Origin of the sequence: Pedobacter sp. ASV12 (genome assembly GCF_016429155.1) — a bacterium.
GTDB lineage: Bacteria > Bacteroidota > Bacteroidia > Sphingobacteriales > Sphingobacteriaceae > Pedobacter.
In genome coordinates this window covers 1-763 of record NZ_JAELUC010000216.1, presented here as the reverse complement: position 1 = coordinate 763, position 763 = coordinate 1, and the positions used below count along the sequence as shown (strand labels likewise).

Sequence of the window (763 nt, the reverse complement as noted above, 5' to 3'; positions counted from 1 at the left end):
CGACTGGGGAGGCAATTTTCATAATGATCGAATTGCTCATTTTTGTGGATTGTTGTATACACGTAATGCTGCTTGTCAATTCACACTTAATCTCATCGTTATTTTTTAAATCATTACTTGTATAAATTGGACTTGATGAAACCAATATGCCATTTTTAAACCATTTATAGGTAGGAGAGCTGCCTGCGTTTTCAGTATCTGCAATAAAGGAAACAGGTGTGTTTTGGCAAATAGTTTCATCTGATGTAGACTTGATTTGAATATTGGCTTCTGATGCCCGAGGGGTTACTTGAACATCAATAATAGTTGTAGACACACATCCTTTAGCGCTGGTTATTTTTACTACATATTGTCCACTTTGGAGAAATGTGTTTGTTGCACTGTTTGGATTTAGGCCTCCATCCCATTGATAGGAAATCCCGCCACTTGCAGTTAGCGTTACTTCGCCACAGCCTGTTGTTGCCCCACTAATCGAGGTTGCATTATCAATAACCAAATCTTTAGACAGGGAGGTTTTACAGCCACTGGCATTGGTAATGGTTACAATATAGGAGCCTGTTGTATGGAAAGTATTTGTTGCACTGTTTGGCGTGTCGCCTCCATTCCATTGATAAGCAACACCACCAGATGCGGTTAATTGTATTTTATCGCAATTGTCTACAACAGAAATGCTTGCATTAAAAGGAGGCTGTCTCTTATACACATCTGACGCTGCCGACGAACCACGACACGGGTAGAGAGGGGGGGGGGGGGGGGGGGGGGG

1 protein-coding gene is annotated in these 763 nt (G+C 42.1%); it reads right to left on the bottom strand.

Annotated elements, in window-relative coordinates:
* Positions 1-703: hypothetical protein (locus JHD69_RS19970; protein WP_199142092.1), on the bottom strand; the 703-nt coding region annotated here is incomplete at its 3' end.
* Positions 704-763 lie beyond the last annotated feature (60 nt).